The organism is Castellaniella caeni NBRC 101664 (assembly GCF_001592225.1).
Taxonomy (GTDB): domain Bacteria; phylum Pseudomonadota; class Gammaproteobacteria; order Burkholderiales; family Burkholderiaceae_B; genus Castellaniella; species Castellaniella caeni.
The window spans coordinates 43317-66114 of sequence record NZ_BCWN01000003.1 but is presented as its reverse complement, the minus strand read 5'-3'; the positions used below and the strand labels follow the sequence as shown (position 1 = coordinate 66114).

General features: G+C 65.0%; 22 protein-coding genes, 2 tRNA genes and 1 pseudogene. 5 read left to right on the top strand and 20 right to left on the bottom strand.

The window, feature by feature from the left end; translation table 11 throughout:
• The first annotated feature begins 20 nt into the window (after positions 1–20).
• Together CCA01S_RS02605 and CCA01S_RS02600 are read left to right on the top strand one after the other, a co-directional pair.
• On the top strand, positions 21–776 hold the full coding sequence (locus CCA01S_RS02605) for a hypothetical protein (protein ID WP_066453648.1): 756 nt from the start codon (positions 21–23) through the stop codon (positions 774–776).
• 198 nt (positions 777–974) lie between these two features.
• Positions 975–2516 carry a sensor domain-containing diguanylate cyclase gene (locus CCA01S_RS02600; RefSeq protein WP_066453645.1) on the top strand — a complete coding sequence of 514 codons (1542 nt, stop codon included), beginning with the start codon at positions 975–977 and terminating at the stop codon, positions 2514–2516.
• A 170-nt stretch (positions 2517–2686) separates the two neighbouring features.
• Here CCA01S_RS02600 and CCA01S_RS02595 read toward each other — a convergent pair whose 3' ends face one another.
• The 12 genes and pseudogenes from CCA01S_RS02595 to rnr form a co-directional block, all read right to left on the bottom strand.
• The gene (locus CCA01S_RS02595) at positions 2687–3211 is read right to left on the bottom strand and encodes a DUF3293 domain-containing protein (protein ID WP_146030673.1); all 525 of its coding nucleotides are present in this window, start codon (positions 3209–3211) and stop codon (positions 2687–2689) included.
• A 32-nt stretch (positions 3212–3243) separates the two neighbouring features.
• A complete protein-coding gene (locus CCA01S_RS02590; RefSeq protein WP_066453642.1) occupies positions 3244–4755 on the bottom strand; it encodes a helicase HerA-like C-terminal domain-containing protein in 1512 nt (503 codons plus the stop codon).
• A gap of 25 nt (positions 4756–4780) precedes the next feature.
• Complete coding sequence (gene selD, locus CCA01S_RS02585) at positions 4781–5830, bottom strand: selenide, water dikinase SelD (RefSeq protein ID WP_066453640.1); 1050 nt, start codon at positions 5828–5830, stop codon at positions 4781–4783.
• Positions 5831–5906: 76 nt separating this feature from the next.
• Positions 5907–7001, bottom strand: coding sequence for a tRNA 2-selenouridine(34) synthase MnmH (gene mnmH / locus CCA01S_RS02580; protein ID WP_066453638.1), 1095 nt, complete (start codon positions 6999–7001; stop codon positions 5907–5909).
• A gap of 128 nt (positions 7002–7129) precedes the next feature.
• Positions 7130–7555: pseudogene (locus CCA01S_RS16275) on the bottom strand (transposase); the annotation flags it as partial.
• A gap of 39 nt (positions 7556–7594) precedes the next feature.
• Entirely contained in the window at positions 7595–7900 is a 306-nt protein-coding gene (locus tag CCA01S_RS16270) for a transposase (protein WP_066453633.1), read from the bottom strand.
• Between the two features lie 17 nt (positions 7901–7917).
• Complete coding sequence (locus CCA01S_RS02565; RefSeq protein ID WP_103035637.1) at positions 7918–8319, bottom strand: hypothetical protein; 402 nt, start codon at positions 8317–8319, stop codon at positions 7918–7920.
• Between the two features lie 114 nt (positions 8320–8433).
• A tRNA-Val gene (locus CCA01S_RS02560) sits at positions 8434–8509 on the bottom strand.
• A 261-nt stretch (positions 8510–8770) separates the two neighbouring features.
• Positions 8771–9043: an HU family DNA-binding protein gene (locus CCA01S_RS02555; RefSeq protein WP_066453627.1), complete on the bottom strand. Its 273-nt coding sequence runs from the start codon at positions 9041–9043 to the stop codon at positions 8771–8773.
• Between the two features lie 296 nt (positions 9044–9339).
• Positions 9340–10572, bottom strand: coding sequence for a cystathionine gamma-synthase family protein (locus CCA01S_RS02550; RefSeq protein WP_066453625.1), 1233 nt, complete (start codon positions 10570–10572; stop codon positions 9340–9342).
• A 261-nt stretch (positions 10573–10833) separates the two neighbouring features.
• Positions 10834–11589: a 23S rRNA (guanosine(2251)-2'-O)-methyltransferase RlmB gene (gene rlmB / locus CCA01S_RS02545; RefSeq protein WP_066453623.1), complete on the bottom strand. Its 756-nt coding sequence runs from the start codon at positions 11587–11589 to the stop codon at positions 10834–10836.
• 73 nt (positions 11590–11662) lie between these two features.
• Complete coding sequence (rnr, locus tag CCA01S_RS02540; RefSeq protein WP_066453621.1) at positions 11663–14101, bottom strand: ribonuclease R; 2439 nt, start codon at positions 14099–14101, stop codon at positions 11663–11665.
• Between the two features lie 108 nt (positions 14102–14209).
• Between rnr and CCA01S_RS02535 the strand changes: the two genes are divergently transcribed.
• Positions 14210–14294 (top strand) — tRNA-Leu (locus CCA01S_RS02535).
• Between the two features lie 410 nt (positions 14295–14704).
• Here CCA01S_RS02535 and CCA01S_RS02530 read toward each other — a convergent pair.
• The 3 genes from CCA01S_RS02530 to CCA01S_RS02520 are packed head-to-tail and all read right to left on the bottom strand — an operon-like array spanning position 14705 to position 16328.
• On the bottom strand, positions 14705–15454 hold the full coding sequence (locus tag CCA01S_RS02530) for a DUF1828 domain-containing protein (RefSeq protein ID WP_043681641.1): 750 nt from the start codon (positions 15452–15454) through the stop codon (positions 14705–14707).
• Positions 15451–15912 carry a hypothetical protein gene (locus CCA01S_RS15575; protein ID WP_146030624.1) on the bottom strand — a complete coding sequence of 154 codons (462 nt, stop codon included), beginning with the start codon at positions 15910–15912 and terminating at the stop codon, positions 15451–15453. Before CCA01S_RS15575 ends, CCA01S_RS02530 begins: the two co-directional genes overlap by 4 nt.
• The gene (locus CCA01S_RS02520) at positions 15909–16328 is read right to left on the bottom strand and encodes an SDR family oxidoreductase (protein ID WP_084386383.1); all 420 of its coding nucleotides are present in this window, start codon (positions 16326–16328) and stop codon (positions 15909–15911) included. Before CCA01S_RS02520 ends, CCA01S_RS15575 begins: the two co-directional genes overlap by 4 nt.
• Here CCA01S_RS02520 and CCA01S_RS02515 point away from each other — a divergent pair.
• Positions 16327–16794 carry a response regulator transcription factor gene (locus CCA01S_RS02515; RefSeq protein WP_232304958.1) on the top strand — a complete coding sequence of 156 codons (468 nt, stop codon included), beginning with the start codon at positions 16327–16329 and terminating at the stop codon, positions 16792–16794. The genes CCA01S_RS02520 and CCA01S_RS02515 overlap by 2 nt on opposite strands.
• 80 nt (positions 16795–16874) lie before the next feature.
• Here the strand turns inward: CCA01S_RS02515 and CCA01S_RS02510 are convergent, their stop codons facing one another.
• Entirely contained in the window at positions 16875–17381 is a 507-nt protein-coding gene (locus CCA01S_RS02510) for a nucleoside 2-deoxyribosyltransferase (RefSeq protein ID WP_066453607.1), read from the bottom strand.
• Positions 17382–17538: 157 nt separating this feature from the next.
• Here CCA01S_RS02510 and CCA01S_RS02505 point away from each other — a divergent pair, with 157 nt between their 5' ends.
• Entirely contained in the window at positions 17539–18579 is a 1041-nt protein-coding gene (locus tag CCA01S_RS02505; RefSeq protein WP_084386379.1) for a serine hydrolase, read from the top strand.
• 4 nt (positions 18580–18583) lie between these two features.
• Here CCA01S_RS02505 and CCA01S_RS02500 read toward each other — a convergent pair whose 3' ends face one another.
• The 4 genes from CCA01S_RS02500 to CCA01S_RS02485 are packed head-to-tail and all read right to left on the bottom strand — an operon-like array spanning position 18584 to position 22697.
• The gene (locus tag CCA01S_RS02500) at positions 18584–19339 is read right to left on the bottom strand and encodes an amino acid ABC transporter ATP-binding protein (protein ID WP_157076509.1); all 756 of its coding nucleotides are present in this window, start codon (positions 19337–19339) and stop codon (positions 18584–18586) included.
• A 25-nt stretch (positions 19340–19364) separates the two neighbouring features.
• A complete protein-coding gene (locus CCA01S_RS02495; protein ID WP_066453598.1) occupies positions 19365–20477 on the bottom strand; it encodes an amino acid ABC transporter permease in 1113 nt (370 codons plus the stop codon).
• On the bottom strand, positions 20474–21658 hold the full coding sequence (locus tag CCA01S_RS02490; protein WP_066453596.1) for an amino acid ABC transporter permease: 1185 nt from the start codon (positions 21656–21658) through the stop codon (positions 20474–20476). The genes CCA01S_RS02495 and CCA01S_RS02490 overlap by 4 nt, the downstream gene beginning before the upstream one ends.
• A gap of 10 nt (positions 21659–21668) precedes the next feature.
• Positions 21669–22697 carry an amino acid ABC transporter substrate-binding protein gene (locus tag CCA01S_RS02485; protein ID WP_066454056.1) on the bottom strand — a complete coding sequence of 343 codons (1029 nt, stop codon included), beginning with the start codon at positions 22695–22697 and terminating at the stop codon, positions 21669–21671.
• Positions 22698–22798 lie beyond the last annotated feature (101 nt).

Genomic DNA, 22798 nt, shown 5'->3' with positions numbered 1-22798 from the left:
ACCCTCACTCAGTAATTCCGATGACTCAAGAAATCTCCCCCGCTTTTGTTGATCCGCTGGCCGACCTTGCCTCACGACAGGTGCAGATCGAGGCGGCACATCGGGCGCAAGGCGTATTTGCCCGCGTCTTTCGCCTGGCTGCCGACCCTGCCGGAGGCATCCAGCCGCTGGCCGAGGCGCGGCAGCAGTGTCACGACTGGTGCCGCGCGGGCGCGACGCCCGACGCGCAGGCGCTGCGACTGGGGCTGCTGCTCACCGGGCTGGATCAGTGGGGCGTGGCGTTCAGCCAGGCGTTCGAGATTGCCGCCATTCCACCCCTGACAATGCTCATCGGCGATTTGCGCACCGTACTGGATACCGCCGCCGAGGCGCGCTTCCAGCGGCACTTCGAACAGATCGAGGTCGACGAGGCCGCCGCGATCGATTTCAAGATCGAGCTGCGGCGCGCCATTCACATGGCGCTTTGGCACGCCATGTCGGCGGGGGCCGACCTGGCTGCCGCGCAGCCCGTGCTGCAAACCCTGGGCAGCCTGCTCGTGTCGCTCGACGCCCGCATGCCCACGCTGGGCTGGCGTTTGGTGGCCGACACCCTGGCGCATGTCCAGATCGGCCTGCTCGGCCATCCCGAACTGCCGACGCTCGCCCGCACGGGCACCCAGGCCTTGCTGCAGGCCTTGCGCGACACGCTGGCGCAAGCGCGCTACGAGCGCATCATGGCGCATGCCACGCGCGCGCTGCTCGACTGGCAGCAGGCGCGGGCGGCCACGCGGCAGTAAGCCGCGCGGCGTGTTCGTGGTGCTGTCGGCGTGTTGCGTGGGGTAAGTCCGTAGTCGGTCTGATTGAGTCCGCCTTTGTGCTTGGTGTAGTCTGCCCGGTATCGGCGCTCAGGTCTTTGAGGGGTCGGCATACTGTTCAGAGGGTAGGGGATGCGGGTTTGGCGACCGTCCAGAATCAATTTACGACAGCTGATCTTGATGTTGTCGGTGTGCAGCACGTTGGCCCTGCTGGTGGCCGGGGCCCTGGGGGTCTATCAGGCACAACGCGAACAGCTGATCTCCGATACGCTCGACACCAACGAAGCATTTGCGCAAAAGCTGGCGGCCACCATTTCGGACATCTTGCGCCAGGCGCAGCAAGACCTGGCCTATGCCGCCGGGCGCATGGGGCGCTCCGACATGGATGCCCGCGTGGTACAGACCGAGTTGCACCGCCTGCGCGAGCAGGGGGTCAGCTTCAATGCCGTCAGCATCACGGATAGCGACGGCATCATCTCGTTCGTGGTGCCAAAGACGCTACAGCTGGAAGGACGCCGGGCCAGCCAGCCCGGGCCGGACGTCGCCGATCGCTACCGTATCGCGACCATCAGTCGGCCTTTCGTGTCTTTGCTGGGTAACCTGGCCGTGCAGCTCACACATCCCCTGCAGACACCCGATGGCCGCTATCTGGGCTATGTCGCGGGCACGTTCTACCTGAAGGCGGACGGCGGTCTGTCGCGCCTGATCAGCCAGCAATTCTTTCGCAACGACACATACGTCTATGTCGTCGATGCCAACCGTCTCATGCTCTATCACCCGGAGACCGAGCGCATCGGGCATCCCGTGAAGGGCAACACGGTGATCGACGAGGTCTTGCAGGGGCGGGCAGGCCAGCAACGCCTCGTCAACAGCCAGGGGATCGACATGCTGGCGGGCTATGCCTATGCGCCTTTGTCCAAGTGGGGGATCGTCGTGCAGCGTCCCACGGCGGCGACCCTGTCGCGGCTCAGTGGGTTGATGCGCCATGTGCTGTGGCTCACGCTGGCGCCTGCCGCCCTGCTGATGATCCTGTTGTGGATGCTGTCTTACTGGATTGCACGTCCGCTGCGCGAGCTGGCCCTGCTGGTGCAGCACGGTTACGAGCAGGGCCTGGCGCGGCGCGTCCGCTCGGTGCGCGGCTGGTATTTCGAGGCACAACAGCTCAAGCGGGCGCTGCTGGCCGCGCTGGACATGGTAGAAGCGCGGATGGGGCAACTGCGCGACGAGGCCTACGTGGATGCCTTGTCCGGTCTGGGCAATCGTCGCGGCCTGAACGCGGCGCTGCTGGCCTGCAAGGTGGCCGGGCGGCCCTTTTCGGTCATGGTGCTGGACATCGATTTTTTCAAGCGCATCAACGATCAGTACGGACATGATGCCGGGGATCGCGTGATCCAGCAGGTGGCCCAGCTGATGCGCAGCCAGGCGCGCGAGGCCGACGCCCTGTTTCGCATGGGAGGCGAAGAGTTTCTGGCGCTGTTGCCTGGCACCAGGCTGGCCGCCGGGGTGCTGGTGGCCGAGCGGGTGCGCGCGGTGGTCGAGCAGACCGCGCTGCTGCCGGACGATGTGGTGACGGTGTCCATCGGCGTGGCCCCCTGGTGCGAGGGCGATTCTGCACTGACCCTGAAGGCGGCCGACGAGGCCTTGTACCGTGCCAAGGCGGCCGGGCGAAACCGCGTGATGGCAGCGCCCGATTGTTTGCAGGAGGGTTCGACGCAGGCATAGAGGGTATGGGCTGGGCTTGCGAAGGTTGGCTTCGCGAAGGCAGAGCCCTTGCATGCAAAGGCCCCACCTTCTGGTGGGGCCCTACTGCCACTGGGGCAGTCACACCGCGCTGAGGCGGTGCATAAGTCAACGCCGTTCGGGCGAAGAAGAGCTACCATCTGGTAGCAACTTCAGTATAGGCGTCCCGAGGGACGAGTGCATTGGGGGTTTCCCCAGGGCGTTGCGCTGGTCGTGCCCCGGCCTTCGGCGCGTGTCCGGGCCTTTGGCGGGTACGTCCAGACCAGGCGCGCGGGCTGCGGGTCGCGGCACCAGACGATGGCGTTCTGCCCGAATCGCCGGGCCAGCTGCAGGCCCTGGCGCAGGGGCAGGCCGGGCACCCACAGGCTGGGTTCGTCGGGCCACAGGTGCTGTGGATCGAGGCCGCAGGCGGGCAGATAGGCGCGGCCCAGCACGTCCAGCGCCCGCCGCAGGGCGCGCAGCCGCCGCTGGTTGGCCGCCGGGCGCAGGCGTCGGCTGCGCGGGTTGCAGGCAGTGATGAACACGCTGCTGGCGCAGCCGTGATGCTGGTGCAGCTGCGCCAGCGCGGCCGAGACCTGGCCGATGCGCAGCAAGACGGGGGGCGGGCCGTCGATGCGGTAGATTGCCTGCGTGTAAGCCTGCGCGTTGCCGCTCATGCCACTGGTGTCGCTGGACACGTAAGCCGTCCGTTCTTGTCCGGCCCGGCGCCTCAGCGGCGCCCCACCAGCGAACCCAGCAGGCCGCGCACCAATTGGTTGGCGGCATTGCGCATCATGCTCTTGGCCACGCTTTGCACCACGCCATCCCGGTGGCCGCCGCGCGGCCCCGTGGAGCCGAACAGGAAGTCGTTGAGCGCACCGCCCAGGCCCGCGGCGGGCGCTTGCGCCCCGGCTGCCGGTTGCGGCTGGGCCGCAGCCCCGGCGCGCGGCTGGGCCGCACCGCCCTGTGCCCGTTGCTGCAGGATTTCGTAGGCCGATTCGCGATCGATCGCTTGTTCGTACTTGCCCGCCAGGCTGGATGACGAGCGCAGTTGGGCGCGTTCGGCGGCGGTGGCCGGGCCGATGCGGCTGCCCGGCGCGGCCATCCAGACGCGCTCGGTGGGGGTGGGCTGGCCTTTGGCATCGAGCAGCGACACCAGCGCCTCGCCCACGGCCAGCTCGGTGATGGCGGCCTCGATGTCCAGCCCCGAGCGGGGTCGCATGGTCTGGGCCGCGGTCTTGACGGCTTTCTGGTCGCGCGGGGTGAAGGCGCGCAAGGCATGCTGCACCCGGTGGCCCAGCTGTCCCAGCACGGTGTCGGGGATGTCGCCCGGGTTCTGCGTGACGAAATAGACCCCCACGCCCTTCGAGCGGATCAGGCGCACCACTTGTTCGATCTTTTCGAGCAGGGCCTTGGGGGCGTCCTTGAAGAGCAGGTGCGCCTCGTCGAAGAAGAACACCAGCTTGGGCTTGTCGAGGTCGCCCACCTCGGGCAGGCGCTCGTACAGGTCGGCCAGCATCCACAACAGGAAGACGGCGTACAGCCGGGGCGATTGCATCAGACGGTCGGCGGCCAGGATGTTGACCATGCCGCGCCCCTGCGCATCGCTGCGCATCCAGTCGAAGACATCGAGCATGGGTTCGCCGAAAAAATGCTCGGCGCCCTCGGCTTCGAGGCGCAGCAGGCTGCGCTGAATGGCGCCGATGGAGGCCGTGGACACCTGGCCGTAGCGTGTGCGCAGTTCGGCGGCGTGGTCGGCCACGTATTGCAGCATGGTGCGCAGGTCTTTGAAGTCGAGTACCAGCAGGCCTTCGTCGTCGGCCACGCGGAAGGTGAGGGTGAGCACCCCTTCCTGCGTGTCGTTGAGATCGAGCATGCGTGCCAGCAGCAAGGGGCCCAGATCGGACACCGTGGCGCGCACGGGGTGGCCCTGCTCGCCGAAAATGTCCCAGAGCGTGGTGGGGCAGCCGCCCCAGACGGGCTCGGGCAGGCCCAGGGTCTGCAGGCGCTGCTTGAGCTTGTCGGTGGCGACCCCGGCTTGCGCGATGCCGGAGAGGTCGCCCTTGACGTCGGCCATGAACACAGGGGTGCCGATGCGCGAGAAGGCCTCGGCCAGCACCTGCAGCGTGATCGTCTTGCCAGTGCCGGTGGCCCCGGTGATGCAGCCGTGGCGGTTGGCCATGTGCGGCAGCAGGGTGGCCTGGCCCTGGGCGTTGCGGCCGATGATGAGCGGTTCTGTCATGACGGTATCCGGGCGGAAAGAGGAATCAGGATACCTGGATGTGCGGCGTGCCGGCCACCAGGCGACCGATGCGCGCGGCCTGTGTGCAGCCGTCGGCCTGCAGCAGGGCCATCACTTCACCCGCGGCCTCGGGGGCGCAGGCCACCAGCAGCCCGCCCGACGTTTGCGGGTCGGTGAGCAGCGCCTGCGCCTCGGTGGGCAGGTGGGCGGCAAGCGATACCTCAGCCCGGCAGGCGTTCCAGTTGCGCCCCGAGGCACCCGTCTGGAAGCCGGCGCGCACCAGGGCGGGGGCGGGCTCGAGCCAGGGCAGGGCGGCGTAGTCGAGCTCGGCGCGCAGCTGCGAGCCCCGGCACATTTCAAGCGTATGGCCCAGCAGGCTGAAGCCTGTGACGTCGGTGAGCGCGTGTACCTGATCGAGCCGCGCCAGCTGCGTGCCGGGGGTGTTCAGGCGCGTCGTGCTGGCGATCATGGCCTGGTAGCCGGCCTCGTCCAGCTGGTTTTTCTTCAGCGCCGCCGACAGCACGCCCACGCCCAGCGGCTTGCTGAGGATGAGCACGTCGCCCGCCTGGGCCTGGTCGTTGCGCTTGATGTGATCCGGGTGCGCCAGGCCCATCACGGCCAGGCCGTAGATGGGCTCGACCGAGTCGATGGAATGGCCCCCGGCGATGGGGATGCCGGCTTCCTGGCAGACGGAGGCCCCGCCCGCCAAAATGGCGTTGATGGTCTCAGGCGGCAGCGACTTGAGCGGCATGCCGACCAGGGCCAAGGCCATGATGGGCCGCCCGCCCATGGCATAGATGTCGGAGAGCGCATTGGTGGCGGCGATGCGGCCGAAGTCGCGCGGGTCGTCCACGATGGGCATGAAGAAATCGGTGGTCGCGATGAGCGCCTGCTCGTCATTCAGGCGATAGACGGCGGCGTCGTCCGACGACTGGGTGCCCACCAGCAGATCGGGGAAGGGGCCTGTGGGCAGCGCGTTGCGCATCAGCCCTGCCAGCACGTCGGGGGCGATCTTGCAGCCGCAGCCGCCACCATGGGACAGGGAGGTCAGGCGGGGAATGGTGGTTTCTGTCATGAGAAGAACACTCCAAGTAAATTGCGCTAGCGGCTGCGTGCCGCAGGTGTATCTGAAAATGATGCCGCTGCGGCGCTCAGGGCTGCGCGGCGTCGGCGGGCCAGGCGCCGCACTGGTGCAGCAGCTCGACCGCCTGACTGTGGCCGTCGGCCACGGTGGGGTCATAGCTGAAGGTCGGGGCTTGCGCCAGGCCAGTGTAATGGCTGTGGCTGCTGCGCCGGTAGGCCGGGTCGTAGTGCGTTTCGACCAGCGCCTGGAACAAGTCGGCCCGGCGGTCGCTATCGATGAGCGCGTGCCAGTCTTCGATGGTCTTGCGGCTGTGCAGGCTGATCAGGCGTTCGAGCAGTTGCTTGAAGTGCTCGGGCTGAGCGAACAGGTGGGCGTAGTCTTGCAGCAGGAACTCGATGCGCTGCGGCATGGCGACTTGCACCCGGACGCAGGGGCTGGCGTGCATGGCGCGCAGCAGGCTGTCGGGCAGGCTGAGCTGGCCGATGCGGCGGCTTTCCGCCTCGACGAAGACGGGCTGCTCGGGGGCCAGCGCTTCGAGCGCGTGCAGCAGCGCGGATTCAAAGCCGCGCTGGCTGGGCTGAGGGCGGTCGGGCAGACCGCCCAGCAGCGAGCCCCGGTGGCAGGCCAGGCCTTCGAGATCGAGTATCTGCGCGCCGGCGGCACCCAGGGCCTGCAGCAGCCGCGTCTTGCCCGAGCCCGTGGGCCCCGTCAGCACGACGTAGCGCCGTTGCGTCGGTGTGACTTCCAGCGCGTCCATGACGTGGCGGCGCCAGGTCTTGTAGCCGCCTTCCAGCTGCCGCGCCCGCCAGCCGATGAGATTGAACCAGGTGGTCATGGCGCCCGAGCGCTTGCCCCCGCGCCAGCAGTAGATCAGCGGCCGCCAGCCTTGCGGCTTGTCGGCAAACAGGGTTTCGAGGTGTTCAGCGATGTGGCGCGCCACCAGGGCCGCCCCCAGGCGCGTGGCCTTGAAGGGCGATTCTTGCGCATACATGGTGCCGATGAGCACGCGCTCTTCGTTGCTGAGCACGGGTGCGTTGATGGCGCCAGGCATGTGATCGTCGGCGTATTCGGCGGGCGTACGCACGTCGATGACATCGTCGAACTGGTCAAGCGTGTCGAGGCCGCAGCGCAGCGAGTTGGGGGGATGGGCGGGGCGATTCATGCAGGGGATTGTAAATCGGCCATCCGGGATGGTGGGTGCTGAGGGGCTCGAACCCCCGGCCTATGAAGCGGCCCCCTTTCATCAGGCAACCTGAAAGGGTTCGTAAGCTCTGATCCGTGGTTTCTAGCTCAGGCTGCCAACAGATTCTGCCCACCGGGAAAATACACATCATCTGGGCTTTTTCTGTCCAGCGCTTTGTGCGGGCGCTCCTTGTTGTACCAGTCGAAATAGGTCAAGAGTGCGCGGCGCAATTCCCGTCCATCCTCGAAGGCGTTCAGGTAGACGCATTCGTATTTTACCGAGTGCCAGAGCCGCTCCACGAAGATGTTGTCATAGCAGCGCCGCCGCCCATCCATGCTGATTCTCACCCCGTGGTCTTTGAGAACGCCCATGAGCTCGTCACTGGTGAACTGCGAGCCCTGATCCGTGTTGAAGATTTTCGGCGTGCCATAGCGCTGTAGCGCCCCCTCGAGAGCCTCTACGCAAAACGACGTATCCATGGTGTTCGAGACACGCCACGACAGCACTTTGCGCGTCGCCCAGTCGAATGAGGCGCTGCACGCGCTTGCGGTTGACGGCATGGCCCTGCCGGTTCAGGTGGTTGCGCCTCTCGCAAAGGGAATGATGCCGGGCCTGCTGGCCAAAAAATCGTTCTCCACCTTCAGCTGTCCAATCTGACGGTAGAGCTCAGCGATGGTCTGCGCCGAGTCGTCGTGCCGTGTGCCGTGCGCGAAGATCTCGGCGGCGTGCTCGGCAAGTTGTTTCTTCCAGTAGCTGATCATCGTCGGGTGGATGCCATACTTCTGGGCGAGCTGCACCACTGTCAGCTCTTCACGCAGCGCCTGCATGGCCACCTTCGCCTTGAACTCGGCGCTGTACTGTTTGCGTTTCTGACTCATTATCTTGTCCTCAATGATCAGAGCTTACGCCTCCGTCCGAATCCTTGGGGCCTCTTCACAGCGAGTGCGCGAACCATGGGCACAAGCAGGTATGCCAGATCAGTGATGGCGTCCAGCGGGATAGGCGTGCTTTGGCGAGAAGTCAAAGAGGCACCGCCCGCCTCGTTGTTGATGTTGACGAACATGCCGTCAGCTTTTTCTTGGCTGATCGCACCGCATTCCCAGTCCCACTTGGAAAGGTCGGCGTTCTTTGGCAGCGAACAACGCATGTAGGGGGAGGTGGCGATGGTATTTTTGAAGCACTTGTTGACCGTCGATGCGCCGAAGCCCTGCTGCAGTTCGGCGCGGGCAATCGTGATCCAGCGCTGGTCTGCGTCGGGATGGGCAGCAACGGTTCCCATCAGTGCGTTTTGGGACAAGCTAACTGTCCCAAATTTGTCCCAAAAACCGTGCTTTCAGCGATTTCTGGGCTCCACACAACAAAAAGCACCTAGGGCAATTAGCCTAAGTGCTTGATGTTCCGGGTAAAAATTTGGTGGGTGCTGAGGGGCTCGAACCCCCGACCTACGCCGTGTAAAGGCGCCGCTCTACCAACTGAGCTAAGCACCCGGACGTTGCACTGCTGAATCAGGCAAACAGGCGAGGATTATATAGGGGCATCCTGGCTGTGGGCAAATGCGATCCGGCCGCTGGTGCCGGGGGGCGTGATCGGGCCGCGTGGCGGCGGGGCGGGTGTTGCCGGGAGGCGTGCGTCGAAGTGCGTTGTGACAGAAACGCGAAAGGCCGCCTGGAAAGCGGCCTTTGCGGCGTGCGCCCGTCGCCCTGCCTGGCCCGCGTGGGCGGTGCCGCGCTGGTGCCGGGCGGCGGCGATCAGTTGACGGCGTCTTTGAGTGCCTTGCCCGGACGGAACTTGGGCACGCGCGCCTTCTTGATCTTGATCTCTTCACCGGTGCGCGGATTGCGGCCCGTGCGGGCGGCGCGTTCGGAGACGGCGAAGGTGCCAAAGCCTACCAAGGTGACGGAACCCTTCTTTTTGAGGGTGGTCTTCACCGCGCCGATGAAGGCTTCGAGGGCACGGCCCACGTCCGCCTTGGACAGATCGGTTTTGGAGGAAATATGCTCGATCAGCTCGGTTTTGTTCATTTGAAGAAACCCTTGATGTTTATTGTCAGCCGCTGGGGGCCCGGCGGCATATTTGATGGATGTGTCCGGTTGGCCGACCGACTGGCAGATGCTGCCCGCGCCCAAGTCGATGGCTAAGGCGTATTAGGCCTGGGAATGCCGCGCAGTGTCAAGAGAAAACGCTGAAGACCCGCGTATTTACTGATGTTTGTCTAAACAGTATGAGATGGTCGCCTGGCGCGCGCGCCCGGCGCGCCCCGGCGGTTGCCGCCGCGCGGACATGGGCGGGTGTCGGCGCGGCGGGGGCGGTGTGGATGTCAGGCAAGCGCGGCCGTAAAATCGTTGATCAGATCGGTTTCTTCTTCGATTCCGACCGAAATCCGCAGAAAACCGTCTGGAATGCCCATCAGTGCCCGGCGCTCGGCGCCCATTTCATAGTAGATGGTATGGGCGGCGGGCAGCACCAGGGTGCGGTTGTCGCCCAGGTGGGTGGCCAGGGCTGCGACCCGCAGGCGATTGAGCACTGCGAAGACGTCCACGTGTTCTTTCAGTACCACACCCAGCAGCCCGCCATAGAGACCCTGGAAGAGTTCGGTGGCGCGCTGGTGCTGGGGGTGACTGACGAGCCCGGGGTACTGCACGCGTTCGACGAGCGGGTGCCGTTCGAGCGCTTGCGCCAGCGCCAGGGCGTTGCCGCACAGGCGGTTCATGCGCAGGCCCAGGGTTTCCGCCCCGGCGGCGATGCGGTGCGCCACGTCGGACGACAGGGTGCCGCCCATGTCGCGCAGCCCCTTTTTCTTGATCTGCAGCAGGCCCCAGGTGTGCGAGTCGTCTTTCTGGTATTGCGGGTAGATGTGCGGGAAATCGGCCCAGTCGTACAGCCCGGTCTGCGTGACGGCGCCACCCAGGGCATTGCCGTGCCCGCCGATGTGCTTGGAGAGCGAATTGACCACCAGCGAGGCGCCGAAGTCGCGCCCGCGGCGCAGATAGGGCGAGGACAGGGTGCTGTCCACCACGTACACCAGCTTGTGCGCCTGGCACAGGGCGCCGATGGTTTGCAGATCGGCCACCTGCGTGCCCGGATTGGCGATGGTCTCGACGAACACCATGCGCGTGTTGGGACGCAGGGCCGCCTGCACCTGGGCGGCGTCGGTGGCATCGACCAGGCTGAGTTCCACGCCGAAGTTTTCCAGCGTCATCAGCAGGCTGTTGGTGTTGCCGAAGATGTATTTGCTGGCGATCAGGTGGTCGCCCTGGCGCAGCAGGGCGAAGAACACTGCGTTCAGGGCCGCCATGCCGGTGGCGAAGGCCACGGTGCCGTTGCCTTGTTCCATGGCCGTCACCTGGGCTTCGAGCGCCGCCGTGGTGGGCGTGCCCGTGCGCGCATAGGTATAGCCCTTCTGGCGGTTCTGGAAGACCGCCGCCAGCTGGTGCGCGTCGTGGTAGGTGAATTCGGTGGAGGGGTGGACGGCCGCGTGGACGGCGCCGTGCTGGGCGTCGTTGCGGTGGCCGAAGTGGACGGTCTGAGTGGTGAAGCCTGAGTCGGACATGAGTGGCGCGATGAACGAGAAAGAAAAAGTGAGCGAGGCAGCCTGCAGGCCCGCGCCCGGGCGAGCCGAGTGCGGGAGGTCGTGCCGCCCGAACCAGCCATTATGCGCTTTCGTGTCGGTGCGATGGCAGTCGCACCTTGTTTTGCTTATGTGGTTTTTTTATATGCCGATGGATTCTGTCGGACATGCGGATGTCTGCCGGGATGCCTGTGACCCGCCCGTGGCATGCGTAGCGGCTGTCGCATCAGCGAGGTGCCTGGTCTATGAGGCGGGCACCAGGCGTTGCCGCACGGTTTCGTACAGGCACACGGCGCTGGCGACGCTGACATTGAGACTTTCCACCGATCCCCGCATGGGGATGGATACCAGTTCGTCGCAGGTCTCGCGGGTGAGGCGGCGCATGCCTTCGCCTTCGGCGCCCATCACCCAGGCCATGGGGCGCCGGGCATCCACCTGGTGCAGGCCGTGGCTGGCCTGGTCGTCGGTGCCCACCAGCCACACGTCGCGTTCGCGCAGGGCACGCAGGGTGCGGGCGAGGTTGGTGACCATCAGATAGGGGACGGTGTCGGCGGCGCCGCAGGCCACGCGTTGCACGGTGGTGTTCAGGCCGACGGCGCGATCCTTGGGAGCGATGACGGCGTGCACGCCCGCGGCGTCCGCCGTGCGCAGGCAGGCGCCCAGGTTGTGCGGGTCGGTCACGCCGTCAAGCACCAGCAGCAGGGCGGGCTCTTGCCGGTCTTCGAGGGTGTCGAGCACCTCGTCCACCGTGATGGCCAGGGGCCGGGCGCTGGCCAGGGCCACGATGCCCTGGTGGCGTACGCCGCGTGCCAGGCCATCCAGCCGTGCGGCGTCGGCGGCGTGCCAGCGTACCTGGGCCGCTTCCAGCTGCTGGATGCAGCGTTGCATGCGGGCGTCCTGGCGTGTGGTGTCGAGGTAGGCGTCGCGAATCGAATCGGGCGCGTGGCGCAGGCGGGCTTGCACGGCGTGAAAGCCCGCCAGGATTTGTTGGGATGACATGTGGTTCTGCTGAAAAGTAACTGTGGGGCGCGTGCTCTGCCTGGTCAGTGCGCGCATTGACCAGGCAGGCCTGTCAAGAGCGTTTCTTGTGTGGGGTTTCCTGGCGGCTGTCCCGCTTGGCTTGCGCCCGCCGCTGGCGCGACGTGGTGCCTCGCAGGGCGGCGGGTTTGGTGCCGGCCGCCTTCTTGCGGGGGCGGGCGCCGGCGTCGTGCGGCTCGCCCTGGATCTCGGCTTGCAGCGATTTGAAGTCTTCGCCGCGTACCGGGCGGAAATCGATGCGCCGCGCTTCGAGATCGACACGCGAGACCTGCACCTGCAGGGCATCGCCCAACTGGTAGCGCAGGCCGGTGCGCTCGCCGCGCAGTTCGTTGAGCGCGTCGTTGTACTGGAAGTAGTCGCTGCCCAGCTCGGAGATGTGCACCAGGCCTTCGACGTAGAGCGTATCGAGCGTGACGAAAACCCCGAAGCTGGTGACCCCGGTGATGTGCCCGCTGAACACTTCGCCCACGTGTTCACGCACGAACCAGCATTTCAGCCAGGCCTCGACGTCGCGCGAGGCGTCGTCGGCGCGCCGTTCGCGCGCCGACAGCAGGGCGCCCAGCGCGTCCCAGGCGTCTTGTTCGTGGATTTTGGCGGGCAGGCCGGGATCAGTGGCCTGGCCCGGCAGCACGGGCGGCTGGTAGCGCTTCTTGTGCAGGATGCTGCGGATGACGCGGTGCACCAGCAGGTCGGGATAGCGGCGGATGGGCGAGGTGAAGTGCGCGTAGTGTTCGTAGGACAGGCCGAAGTGGCCGGTCTGTTCGGGGCTGTAGATGGCCTGCTGCATCGAGCGCAGGCACATGGTCTGGATGCTGTCGAAATCGGGCCGCCCCCGGCTTTCCTGGATGAGCTTGGCGTAGTCGCTGGTTTGCGGGTCGTCGCCGCCGCCGAGCGTGAGCCCCAGGTGGCGCAGCGCCTCGCGCAGAGCCTGCAGCTTTTGCGGTGTGGGGCCGTCGTGCACGCGGAACAGCGCCTGGCGCTTGTTGCGCACGATGAACTCGGCCGCGCAGGTGTTGGCGGCCAGCATGCATTCTTCGATGAGCTTGTGCGCGTCGTTGCGCGTGTAGGGCTCGATGCGCTCGATGCGTCCCAGCGGGTTGCAGACGATGCGGGTTTCGACCGTGTCGAAATCGATGGCGCCCCGTTTGCGCCGCGCCTGTTCGAAGGCCTGGAAAAGCTCGTAGGCAGTCTGTACGTGGGGATAGAGCGCGCCCAGGTTTTGCGCGGCGGGCCCGGTGGGCTGTTGCAGCGCCGCCCAGATGTCGGTGTAGGTCGTGCGGGCGTGCGAGTGGATAACGGCTTCGTAGAACTGGTAGGCCACGACGGTGCCCGCCTTGGTGCCGCCCGCCGGGATCATCATGTCGCACACCATCACCAGCCGGTCGACCTCGGGGTTGAGCGAGCAGATGCCGTTGGACAGGGCTTCGGGCAGCATGGGAATGACGCGGCGCGGAAAGTACACGCTGGTGCCGCGCTCGATGGCGTCGTCGTCCAGGGCCGAACCTGGCGTGACGTAGTGGCTGACGTCGGCGATGGCCACCAGCAGGCGCCAGCCGGGGCGCGCGCGCTTGGGGGTGCCGAGGTCGGTGGCGGTGCAGAACACGGCGTCGTCGAAGTCGCGGGCGTCTTCACCATCGATGGTGATGAAAGGCACGTCGCGCAAGTCGATGCGCCCGGCGTATTCGCCCTCGCGCACGTGATCAGGGATGGCTTCCAGCTGGCGCAGCGTGGCCTTGGAAAAATCGACCGGCACGTCGAACTTGCGCACGGCGATCTCGATTTCCATGCCGGGATCGTCGATCTCGCCCAGCACCTCGATGACGCGGCCCATGGGCTGCACGTGGCTGGCGGGCTGGCGCACGATCTGTACGGTGACCACCTGGCCCGGTTCGGCGCCGCCCGCGTCCTGCGCGGGGATCAGGATGTCGTGCTTGATGCGCTGGTCTTCGGGGGCTACCACGAAGGCGCCGTGCTCTTTCAGGAACCGGCCCACCAGCTTGACGGTGCGCCGCTCGATGACCTCGACGATGGCGGCTTCGGGGCGCCCGCGGTATTCGCCGCTGGGCCGCACGCGCACGCGGTCGCCATGCAGCACCTTGGCCATTTCGTGGGGTGAGAGGAACAGGTCGGGGCTGCCGTCGTCGGGAATCAAGAAACCGTAGCCGTCGCGGTGGCCCTGCACGACGCCGGCAATGAAGGTGGTGTTGCAGATTTGCAACCTGCCCTGGGCGTTGAAGCGCACCTGGCCGTCACGCTCCATGGCCTTGACCCGGCGGATGAAGCCGGTGGACAAGGGGATGGTGGCCTGGGTGGCGTCGGCCAGCGCTTCGAGCGAGAGCGCTTTGCCCGCGTGTCGCAGGGTATCGAGCATCTGCTCGCGGCTGGGAACCTGGGGGTCGAAATCGGGGGGTAGAGTAGTTGTCGGCACGGAGTAAGCGTCGTGGTTATTGTCGTTGTTGGTTCGCTTTTTCAAAGGCTGTTTGCATCCCAAAAAAATGTATTGTATAGTTCTGTCTTCGCTGAAACGCAGCAACAAACAAGCAGCGGTTTGGCGAAGACAATAGCATACACGTTATGCAGTGCCCAGGTGGCGGAATTGGTAGACGCGCATGGTTCAGGTCCATGTGCCGCAAGGTGTGGAGGTTCGAGTCCTCTCCTGGGCACCACTTCTTCTGACGAAGAAGTCCAAAGTAGTCCGATGCATTCCTGCATCAAAAAGCGAAACCCGCATAGGCGCTCAGTCTTGCGGGCTTTTTGCATTCAGTGGGCCCAGTAGCGTCCGATGCTCGTCCAGTTGAAGCTATTGCTTTTGAGTATCCGTTTGAGTATCTGGTAGGCCAAATACCCCGGGCGGTCAGGATATTTTGCGTCTCATGGATCTTTTGGCCCTTGATGAAGATGGCTCCAGGGAGAGGGAGGAGCGTCAGCGGCTTGGTAGGTTCGGCTGATTGAAGCGGCTGCGGCTATCGTGCGTCAGAATGCCCAAGCGCCATTCCGAAAACGTCCCGACCTCGAGATACAGCGTGCGGAGGCCTCTTCAGAGGGTGAAGGCGCGGGTTGGACGCCTGCTGATGGACTAGTTCACTGTCTCGGTAGCGTGCGATACCTTGATCAATCGCGTCATGGGCATCACAGTCGCCATGCTCGTGAGAATGATGCCCTCAGTCTCTGCTGCTTTGGGATCATTCCGATCTTCGATGATGACCCTGAATTTGATGTTCGGCTGCGCACCGGCGATGTCGACCATCTTCTTAAGAGCGCTACCGACCGAGATTGGGTGAGGATTGATGGCGATGACCGCTTCGCCTTCGATCATGAAGTCAAGCGCGTACTCCGTCTTCGACATGCCTGTGAAATGCGGGGCCGTTGTCACCCGGTCCCGACCTTTCCAAGCAATGAGGTGCATGGCGACGTCTTCGACAAATAGACTGATGTCCGGGCTCGTGCCTTCGCTTTCCCGTTCCCGCTGCGCGACAGCGAGAAGGCCGCTGATGTACTTGGCGAACGCGGCTTTGGAGTCACCCTCGTTCGCCCAGATTTCGATTACGTTTTGCTCATTCAACGTAAGGCCGAAAGGCTCAATCGCATTTCTGATGAACCGAGTGTTCATTTTCCCCTCGTCGTCTCCGAGCCCTCTGCCCAAAAAATGAAAGACGGTCTCGTTGTCGTCGAAGAACCGAATTTGCTGGCCGGACCGTTCGATAAACACGGGCAGGCCCTCACCATCATTGAAGGTGAAAGCTGTTTCGATGAGGGCCAGGCTGCCATTCTCGTTGAGAGAGTGGCAAGCGTAGCCTAGAAGCTCTGGTAGGTGTTGGCACGTCATGATGGCCTCAGCCGGAAGTCGAGAGGGCTTCCAAGGTCGGGACGAAATTCTATATTAGTCTGTTGGACGAATCGCGCCAAGACCTCATTGAAACCCCAGGCCGCCCACGTTGCGTCTCCGGGTTCGCGGTGTCGCCCAATGTGCTCGTGCGGCATCTGATGCTGGTCTTTCAGGATCCGGGGCAACACCTTGATTTCGAGCTGGTAAACGCGACCGTCGAGGGGCCTGCGACGCATAACGGAAAACTTGTAATGCGTGATCTTGGTCTTCTGGGAGACCTTCACGAACATTTCCACATAAAGATTCGTTCTCGCGCCGTCCCCATCAAGCAGCCCACAAGAAACTCTGTAGGCTTCTGGCGATGCCTTCGTAGTCGTCCATTCGCCGTAGTCCTCACAGGTATAGCGCGCTGCAAGAAGGGCGCGAGCCTCATCCTCAGGGACATCGTTTAGGTTCAATCAGCGCTCCATGTTCGTCTCTGCAACCCGACCCAACCCAACCCCACACCAGAAGGCGCGGCTATCCGTCCCATGCCTCGGATGGATCCTTTTGGGATCATGGCTACCAGTGGCATTTTTTTCAACAGGATGTAACTTGCGCCGTTATGATACAGCGCAAGTGGTCGCCGTGAGAAGGCGTCCGACGCCAGGAACAATGCGGCGTAGGCGACATCCCGGGCATCGCCCATGTGGCCCATGGGCACCTGTGCGTCGCGCGTGCGCCACATCGCCTCGATGTCGCCGTGTCCATATTCCTGCGCCAGGCTGGCAGCGGCCTCCACCATGGGGGTCTTCATCAGGCCGGGCACCACGGCGTTGATGGGGACACCGTCCGGCGCGTACTGGGCGGCGGTCGTGCGCGTCAGGTGGTTCATGGCGGCCTTGGTGGTCGAGTACGAGATCGAAGACCTGACCAATGAATTGGTGCTCAAGCTCTACCCTTGCCAGTCGGATTATTTCGAGATTGGCCAGCGCTGCCTGAATGCGATGCGGGATAAGACCGCGTATGAAGACGAACGCTTCATGCAGCATCGCAACGGAGAAATTTTCTGGGCGCGGGCCCGCGGCATCACGTTGACGCCGCAGAACCCGTTCGCGTTGATGATCTGGAATTTCGAGCGGATTCAGTATCGTCCGATCAAGACCGCGTCGTTGACCTCCAGAGAGCAGGAGATTGCCGGCTTCATCGCCAATGGCCTGACCTGCAAGGAAACCGCCACGCAGCTGGGAATCTCGCACCGCACCGTGGAAGTCCACCGGGGACGGATCATGCGCAAGCTCGCGGCCAAGAATACGGCGGAGCTGGTGTCCCGGATCATCATGGTGACGGAAGGCGACTGAGCGCCTGGCCGCCCGGCATCGCGCCGCCGAGGCGGGCTGCCGGCGGGTCGGTGTCCGTACAGAAGCGCGCCCTTCGTCCGTCAGCGCATGCCGCGAAGCCCGGCTGCTTCCATCCGCAGCAAACACGCCTGCGCGTCGCCGATCACCACCTGCGTGCTGCAGGCGATCATCAGGTTCAAGTTCAGGCCAAAGTCTTCCACCGTATAGCCTTGGGCATCGATGCGCCCCGTGTCCGCGCGGCGGGTGGGGATCTGCGCGATGAGCGGGCGCGCTTCCTGCGTATAGGCCCACACGGGCAGTCCGCGCGCGATGGCGTAGCCCACTTCAAAGGCCGTGCCTGAATCCGGCTCGGCGCCGCGAAACGGGTTGAGATTGGCCATGACGCAGTCGGCGCGATTCAGCAGGCCGATGTTCGCCTGGTAGATCCAGTGCGCCAGGGCCGCCCCGTTCAGCTCGGTCGGGGCCTGGTTGTCCAGCGGATACAGGCCTTCGAAGCCGTGCTGCCGACATAGCGCCTTCAGGTGCTGTCCGTGGGCGCTGGCGTCCGGGCGAAAGACGTCAAATCCGGCGAGATAGATGGTTTTCATCGAGGCGATCCATGCTCAGGAAAGTGGGTAAGGTCGTGCGGGGGGGGGCGCGTAGTTACCGATGTTGCGACGCTGTGCTCGATAGTAAGATGTCTGACAATGTTTCGCGCGGCTGGGGTTTTATCACGGCGCGCGCGCCGGGACATCAGGGGCTGTCATGGTATTGCATCAATTACGCGCAGCGGTGTGCGGGGCGGCGGTTGGCGCCGTGCTGGCCTTGTTCTGGCCTGCCTGGGCGCAGGCGCAGATAGCCAATTTTCATCCGTGCAATGCCCAGCCCGCGCTGCCTGTCTGCCAGCATGGCTACGGCAAGCGCATTGCCGTCAAGCGCTGGGGGGCCATACCCGACCCGCTCGACCCCGATGCCGCCGTCAATGCGCCGCTGGTGACGGGCAGCCCGGCTCGAGACGTGCGCAAGCTGCGGTCGAGCTCGGCGCTGGTGCAGGATGTTCGTTCCGGTGAAATTTTATTTGCCCGGGGTGCGGATGACGTGCGGCCCATTGCCTCCATCACCAAGCTCATGACGGCGCTGGTGGTGGTCGAAGCCGGGCTGCCCATGGACGAGACGCTGCGCATCGAGGCCAGTGATGTCCAGGTGCCCAGCGAGCTGCCCTCGCGGCTGGCGATCGGAACGCGGCTCAGCCGGGCCGATCTGCTGCACGTGGCGCTCACGTCGTCCGAGAACAGCGCCGCCCATGCCCTGGGGCGCACCTATCCCGGTGGCATGGGCGCCTTCGTGGATGCCATGAATGCCCGGGCGCACGCCCTGGGCATGGACGACTCCCGTTTCGTCGAACCCGTTGGCTTGTCCAACGAGAACGTGTCCTCGGCCAGGGATCTGGCAAAGCTGCTGGCCGCAGCCGCCCGGCAGCCGCTGATCCAGGCCTACACCACCGACACCGCCTACGAGACGGTGGGCCAGGTGTTTCGCAATACCAACATGCTGGTGGGGCGCGCCAACTGGGATATCCTGGCGTCCAAGACCGGCACCACGCGCGAGGCGGGCAACTGCCTGGTGATGATGGTGGCGCTGGCGGGGCGCCCGCTGGCGGTGGTGCTGCTCGATGCCCAGGGCATGAACGGGGCGCGCTTCGGTGATGCCGTGCGGCTGCGGCGCATCGTCAGCAGCCAGCTGGCCGCTGAGGCAGCCGCTGGCGTGCAGCCGCCGACGGTTGCCGGGGCACTGGCGGCCCAGTAAGCCTTCAGTGATCCAGAATCTGCTCTAGAAACAGCCGGGTGCGCGCGCTCTTGGGCTGTGAGAAGAATTCGGCGGGGGGCGCTTCTTCGATGATCTGGCCCCCGTCCATGAAGATCACGCGGTCGGCGATGGTCTTGGCAAAGCCCATCTCGTGCGTCACGCACAGCATCGTCATGCCCGAGCGGGCAAGCTCGACCATGACGTCGAGCACTTCTTTGATCATTTCGGGGTCGAGCGCCGACGTGGGTTCGTCGAACAGCATGATGTCGGGTTTCATGCACAGGGCGCGGGCGATGGCCACGCGCTGCTGCTGGCCGCCCGACAGCTGGGTGGGGTATTTGTTGGCCTGGTCGGGGATGCGCACGCGGTTCAGGTATTCCATGGCGGTGGCCTCGGCCTCGCGCCGCGGTGTCTTGTTGACCCACATGGGGGCCAGGCAGCAGTTCTGCATCACCGTCAGGTGGGGAAACAGATTGAACTGCTGGAACACCATGCCCACGCGGCTGCGGATGAGTTCGATGTCCTTGACGTCCGCCGTGAGCTCGACCCCATCGACGGTGATGTGCCCTTGCTGATGCTCTTCGAGCCGGTTGATGCAGCGGATGAAGGTGGATTTGCCCGAGCCAGACGGCCCACAAATGACGATGCGCTCGCCGCGCTGCACCGTCAGGTTGACGTCTTTGAGCACGTGGAACTGGCCGTACCACTTGTGGACGTTTTCGATGCGGATGACGGTTTCCGGGGTGCTGGTGCTGGACATGGGCGAGGGGCTCTCAGGCTGGGGCCTAGTCATCACCGGCCCCGGCGCGCAGCTTGCGCTCGAGGTTGCGGCTGTACAGGGACAGGCCGAATGTGAAGATGAAGAACAGGGCGGCGACGAACAGATAGGCTTCGGTGGTGACGTCGCCCCAGGCCGGGTCGGTGATGGTGGCCTGGATGGTGCCCAGGATGTCGAACAGGCCGATGATGAGCACCAGGGTGGTGTCCTTGAACAGCGCGATGAGCGTATTGACGATGCCCGGGATGACGGTCTTGAGGGCCTGGGGCAGGATGATGAGCATCATCTTCTTCCAGTAGCCCAGCCCCAGGGCGTCGGCGGCCTCGTATTGCCCCGACGGAATGGCCTGCAGCCCGCCGCGCACGATTTCGGCCATGTAGGCCCCCCAGAAGCAGCTGATGCCGATGAAGACACGCAGCAGCTTGTCGAAAGAGACCCCGTGCGGCAGAAACAGCGGGATCATCACCGAGGCCATGAAGAGCACGGTGATGAGCGGCACGCCGCGCCAGAGTTCGATGAAAGCAACCGACAGGCCGCGGATGGCCGGCATGTGCGAGCGCCGACCCAGCGCCAGCAAGATGCCGATGGGCAGCGATGCCACCATGCCGGCATAGGCCAGCACCAACGTGAGCATCAGGCCGCCCCACTTGTTGGTGGCGACGCTGGCCAGGCCAAAGAGCCCGCCGTGGATGAGGATGAAGCCCGCCACGGGCAGCACCGTGAAGCCGAGGATCAACAGTGGCCTGCGCCCCGGCAGGCGCGGCACCATCTGCGGCACGAAGCACAGGGCAATCATGGCGAAGACGATGTTGGCGCGCCATGTTTCGGTCTCTGGGTAGAAGCCGTAGATGAAGAAATCGAGCCGCTGGCCGACGAACACCCAGCACGCCGCCGTGCGGCTGCAGTCGGCTTCGGAGCTGCCCAGAAAGTGCGCATCGAAGACCGCCCAGTCGAGAAACGGCACGAGCAGGCGCACCAGCGCGTAGGCGAGCGCCAGCGTCAGCAGGCTGTTGTACCAGGTGGAGAACAGGTTCTTGCGCAGCCAGCCGAATACCCCGGCCTGGGCGGCGGGCGGGCGCAGTTCGGGTTCGGTGGCCGGAAGATCGGCGGGCGTGGTCATGAGCGGCCTCCGCGCAGGGCAACCCGTTGGTTGTACAGGTTCATGCCCAGCGAAATGAGCAGGCTGATGAGCAGGTAGACCCCCATGGTCATGGCCACGATTTCGACGGCCCGCCCCGTCTGGTTGAGCGTGGTGCCCATGAAGACGGCCACCAGGTCGGGGTAGCCGATGGCCGTGGCCAGCGACGAGTTCTTGAAGAGGTCGAGGTACTGTGTGGTGAGCTGCGGGATGATGACGCGCAGCGCCTGCGGAATGATGACCAGGCGCAGCGAGCGTCCGGGCCTGAGCCCCAGGGCCGCCGCGGCTTCGCGCTGGCCCTTGTTGACGGACTCGATGCCCGAGCGCACGATCTCGGCGATGAAGGCGGCGGTGAACATCGTGAGCGCGAACAGCAGCGCGCCCAGCTCGGGGATGAAGTTGATGCCGCCCCGGTAATTGAAGCCCTGCAGGCTGGGGATGCTCCAGTGCAGTGGCGCGCCCAGCGCCACGAAGACGAGGACGGGCAGGCCGAGCACCAGCGCCACGTTGACCCAGAAGACGGGCCGCTGGTGCCCGGTGCGGTCATGGTGGCGCCGCGCCTGGCGGGCCCAGCCCAGGCCCAGCGCGATGCCCACGAAAAAGGCGAGGACGACCCAGCCGAAACCCGACTCGGGCAGCGGTTCGGGCAGATAGACCCCGCGGTTGTTGATGGCCACCAGGCCAAACAGGCTGATGCTGTTGCGCGTGCCGGGCAGGCTGCGGATGACGGCGAAATACCAGAAGAAGATTTGCAGCAGCAGCGGGATGTTGCGAAAGACTTCGATGTAGGCCAGCGCCAGCCGCGAGACCAGCCAGTTGCCCGACAGCCGGGCGATGCCGATGACAAAGCCCAGCACGGTGGCCAGCACCACCCCGATGGCCGACACCAGGATGGTGTTGAGCAGACCGACCAGAAACACCCGGAAATAGCTCATCCCCTCGGAGTACGGGATGAGCGAGAACAGGATGCCGAACCCGGCGGGGTCGCCGAGAAAGCCGAACCCCGTGCGGATGCCGCGCTCTTGCATATTGGCCAGGGTGTTGTCGAACAGGCTGTAGCCCAGCCAGACGACCAGGGCCAGGGCAATGGCCTGAAACACCAGCGCGCGGACGTGGGGGTCGTTGCGCCAGCGATGCGCGGGCGTGTGAGGACGGTCTGCCACGGGCGGGGCCTTAGCGCAGCGGCATGGCGTACATCAGGCCGCCTTCTGTCCACAGGGCGTTGACCCCGCGCTTGAGCCCCAGCGCGCCGTGTTCGCCCACGGTGCGGTCGAACATCTCGCCGTAGTTGCCCACCTGCTTGATGGCGTTGTAGGCGAACTGGTCGGTGAGGCCCAGTTTCTTGCCCATGTGGTCGGAAGTGCCCAGCAGGCGCTGGATGAGCGGGTTGTCGGACTTGGCCATTTCATCGACGTTCTTGGAGGTCACCCCCAGTTCTTCGCCGCGGATGATGGCGAAGTACGTCCAGCGCACCAGGTCTTCCCATTGCTTGTCGCCGTCGGCCACCGCTGGGCTGAGCGGTTCTTTGGAGATCAGCTCGGGCAGCACGATGGCATCGGCGGGGTCGGGCAGCTTGACGCGCAAGGCGGCCAGTTGGGAAGAGTCGGACGTGAGGGTGTCGCAGCGCCCGTCCTTGAAGGCGGTGATCGAGGCGGCCGTGTTATCGACCACCAGCGGCGTGTACTTGAGCTTGTGCGAGCGGAAGTAGTCGGCCAGGTTGAGTTCAGTGGTGGTGCCCGTGATGGTGCAGACGGTGGCGCCCGAGAGGTCTTTGATGTGGTTGACCCCCAGCGACTTCTTCACCATGAAGCCCTGGCCGTCGTAGAACATGACGCCGATGAAGTTGACGCCCAGTTCGGCATCGCGCGTGAGCGTCCAGGTGGCGTTGTGCGAGAGCAGGTCGATGGCGCCGGTTTGCAGCGCCGTGAAGCGTTCTTTATCGGGCAGCGGCGAGAACTGCACTTTGCTGGCGTCGCCCAGGACGGCGGCGGCGACCGCGCGGCAGAAATCGACGTCCAGGCCCGTCCATTTGCCCTTGTCGTCGGGTGCGGCGAAGCCGGGCAGGCCGGTGCTGACCCCGCAGCGGACGTAGCCGCGCTGCTGGACATCGGCCAGTGTGCCGGCGCAAGCGCTGGCGGTGAAGGTGCCCAGGAACCCGAGCGCCAGGGTGGCGAGTGTCGCCTTGATGGTCGTGCGTCGCATGCTCATGTGTCAGTCTCCTTTGTGCCGGTCCGTTGTGGCGGCCGACGTTTTTTCTGTAAGCAGTTGAGACTCTACACCCATTATGATGAGGCTTCCATCCA

What these genes read in the sequence shown, in the direction of transcription:
- CCA01S_RS02605 (WP_066453648.1), top strand. Translation starts at nt 21, where the DNA reads ATGACTCAAGAAATCTCCCCCGCTTTTGTTGATCCGCTGGCCGACCTT.
- CCA01S_RS02600 (WP_066453645.1), top strand. Translation starts at nt 975, where the DNA reads ATGTTGTCGGTGTGCAGCACGTTGGCCCTGCTGGTGGCCGGGGCCCTG.
- CCA01S_RS02590 (WP_066453642.1), bottom strand. Translation starts at nt 4,755, where the DNA reads ATGACAGAACCGCTCATCATCGGCCGCAACGCCCAGGGCCAGGCCACC.
- selD (WP_066453640.1), bottom strand. Translation starts at nt 5,830, where the DNA reads ATGACAGAAACCACCATTCCCCGCCTGACCTCCCTGTCCCATGGTGGC.
- mnmH (WP_066453638.1), bottom strand. Translation starts at nt 7,001, where the DNA reads ATGAATCGCCCCGCCCATCCCCCCAACTCGCTGCGCTGCGGCCTCGAC.
- CCA01S_RS16270 (WP_066453633.1), bottom strand. Translation starts at nt 7,900, where the DNA reads ATGAGTCAGAAACGCAAACAGTACAGCGCCGAGTTCAAGGCGAAGGTG.
- CCA01S_RS02555 (WP_066453627.1), bottom strand. Translation starts at nt 9,043, where the DNA reads ATGAACAAAACCGAGCTGATCGAGCATATTTCCTCCAAAACCGATCTG.
- CCA01S_RS02550 (WP_066453625.1), bottom strand. Translation starts at nt 10,572, where the DNA reads ATGTCCGACTCAGGCTTCACCACTCAGACCGTCCACTTCGGCCACCGC.
- rlmB (WP_066453623.1), bottom strand. Translation starts at nt 11,589, where the DNA reads ATGTCATCCCAACAAATCCTGGCGGGCTTTCACGCCGTGCAAGCCCGC.
- CCA01S_RS02530 (WP_043681641.1), bottom strand. Translation starts at nt 15,454, where the DNA reads ATGACGTGCCAACACCTACCAGAGCTTCTAGGCTACGCTTGCCACTCT.
- CCA01S_RS02515 (WP_232304958.1), top strand. Translation starts at nt 16,327, where the DNA reads ATGGCGGCCTTGGTGGTCGAGTACGAGATCGAAGACCTGACCAATGAA.
- CCA01S_RS02520 (WP_084386383.1), bottom strand. Translation starts at nt 16,328, where the DNA reads ATGAACCACCTGACGCGCACGACCGCCGCCCAGTACGCGCCGGACGGT.
- CCA01S_RS02510 (WP_066453607.1), bottom strand. Translation starts at nt 17,381, where the DNA reads ATGAAAACCATCTATCTCGCCGGATTTGACGTCTTTCGCCCGGACGCC.
- CCA01S_RS02505 (WP_084386379.1), top strand. Translation starts at nt 17,539, where the DNA reads ATGGTATTGCATCAATTACGCGCAGCGGTGTGCGGGGCGGCGGTTGGC.
- CCA01S_RS02500 (WP_157076509.1), bottom strand. Translation starts at nt 19,339, where the DNA reads ATGTCCAGCACCAGCACCCCGGAAACCGTCATCCGCATCGAAAACGTC.
- CCA01S_RS02495 (WP_066453598.1), bottom strand. Translation starts at nt 20,477, where the DNA reads ATGACCACGCCCGCCGATCTTCCGGCCACCGAACCCGAACTGCGCCCG.
- CCA01S_RS02485 (WP_066454056.1), bottom strand. Translation starts at nt 22,697, where the DNA reads ATGCGACGCACGACCATCAAGGCGACACTCGCCACCCTGGCGCTCGGG.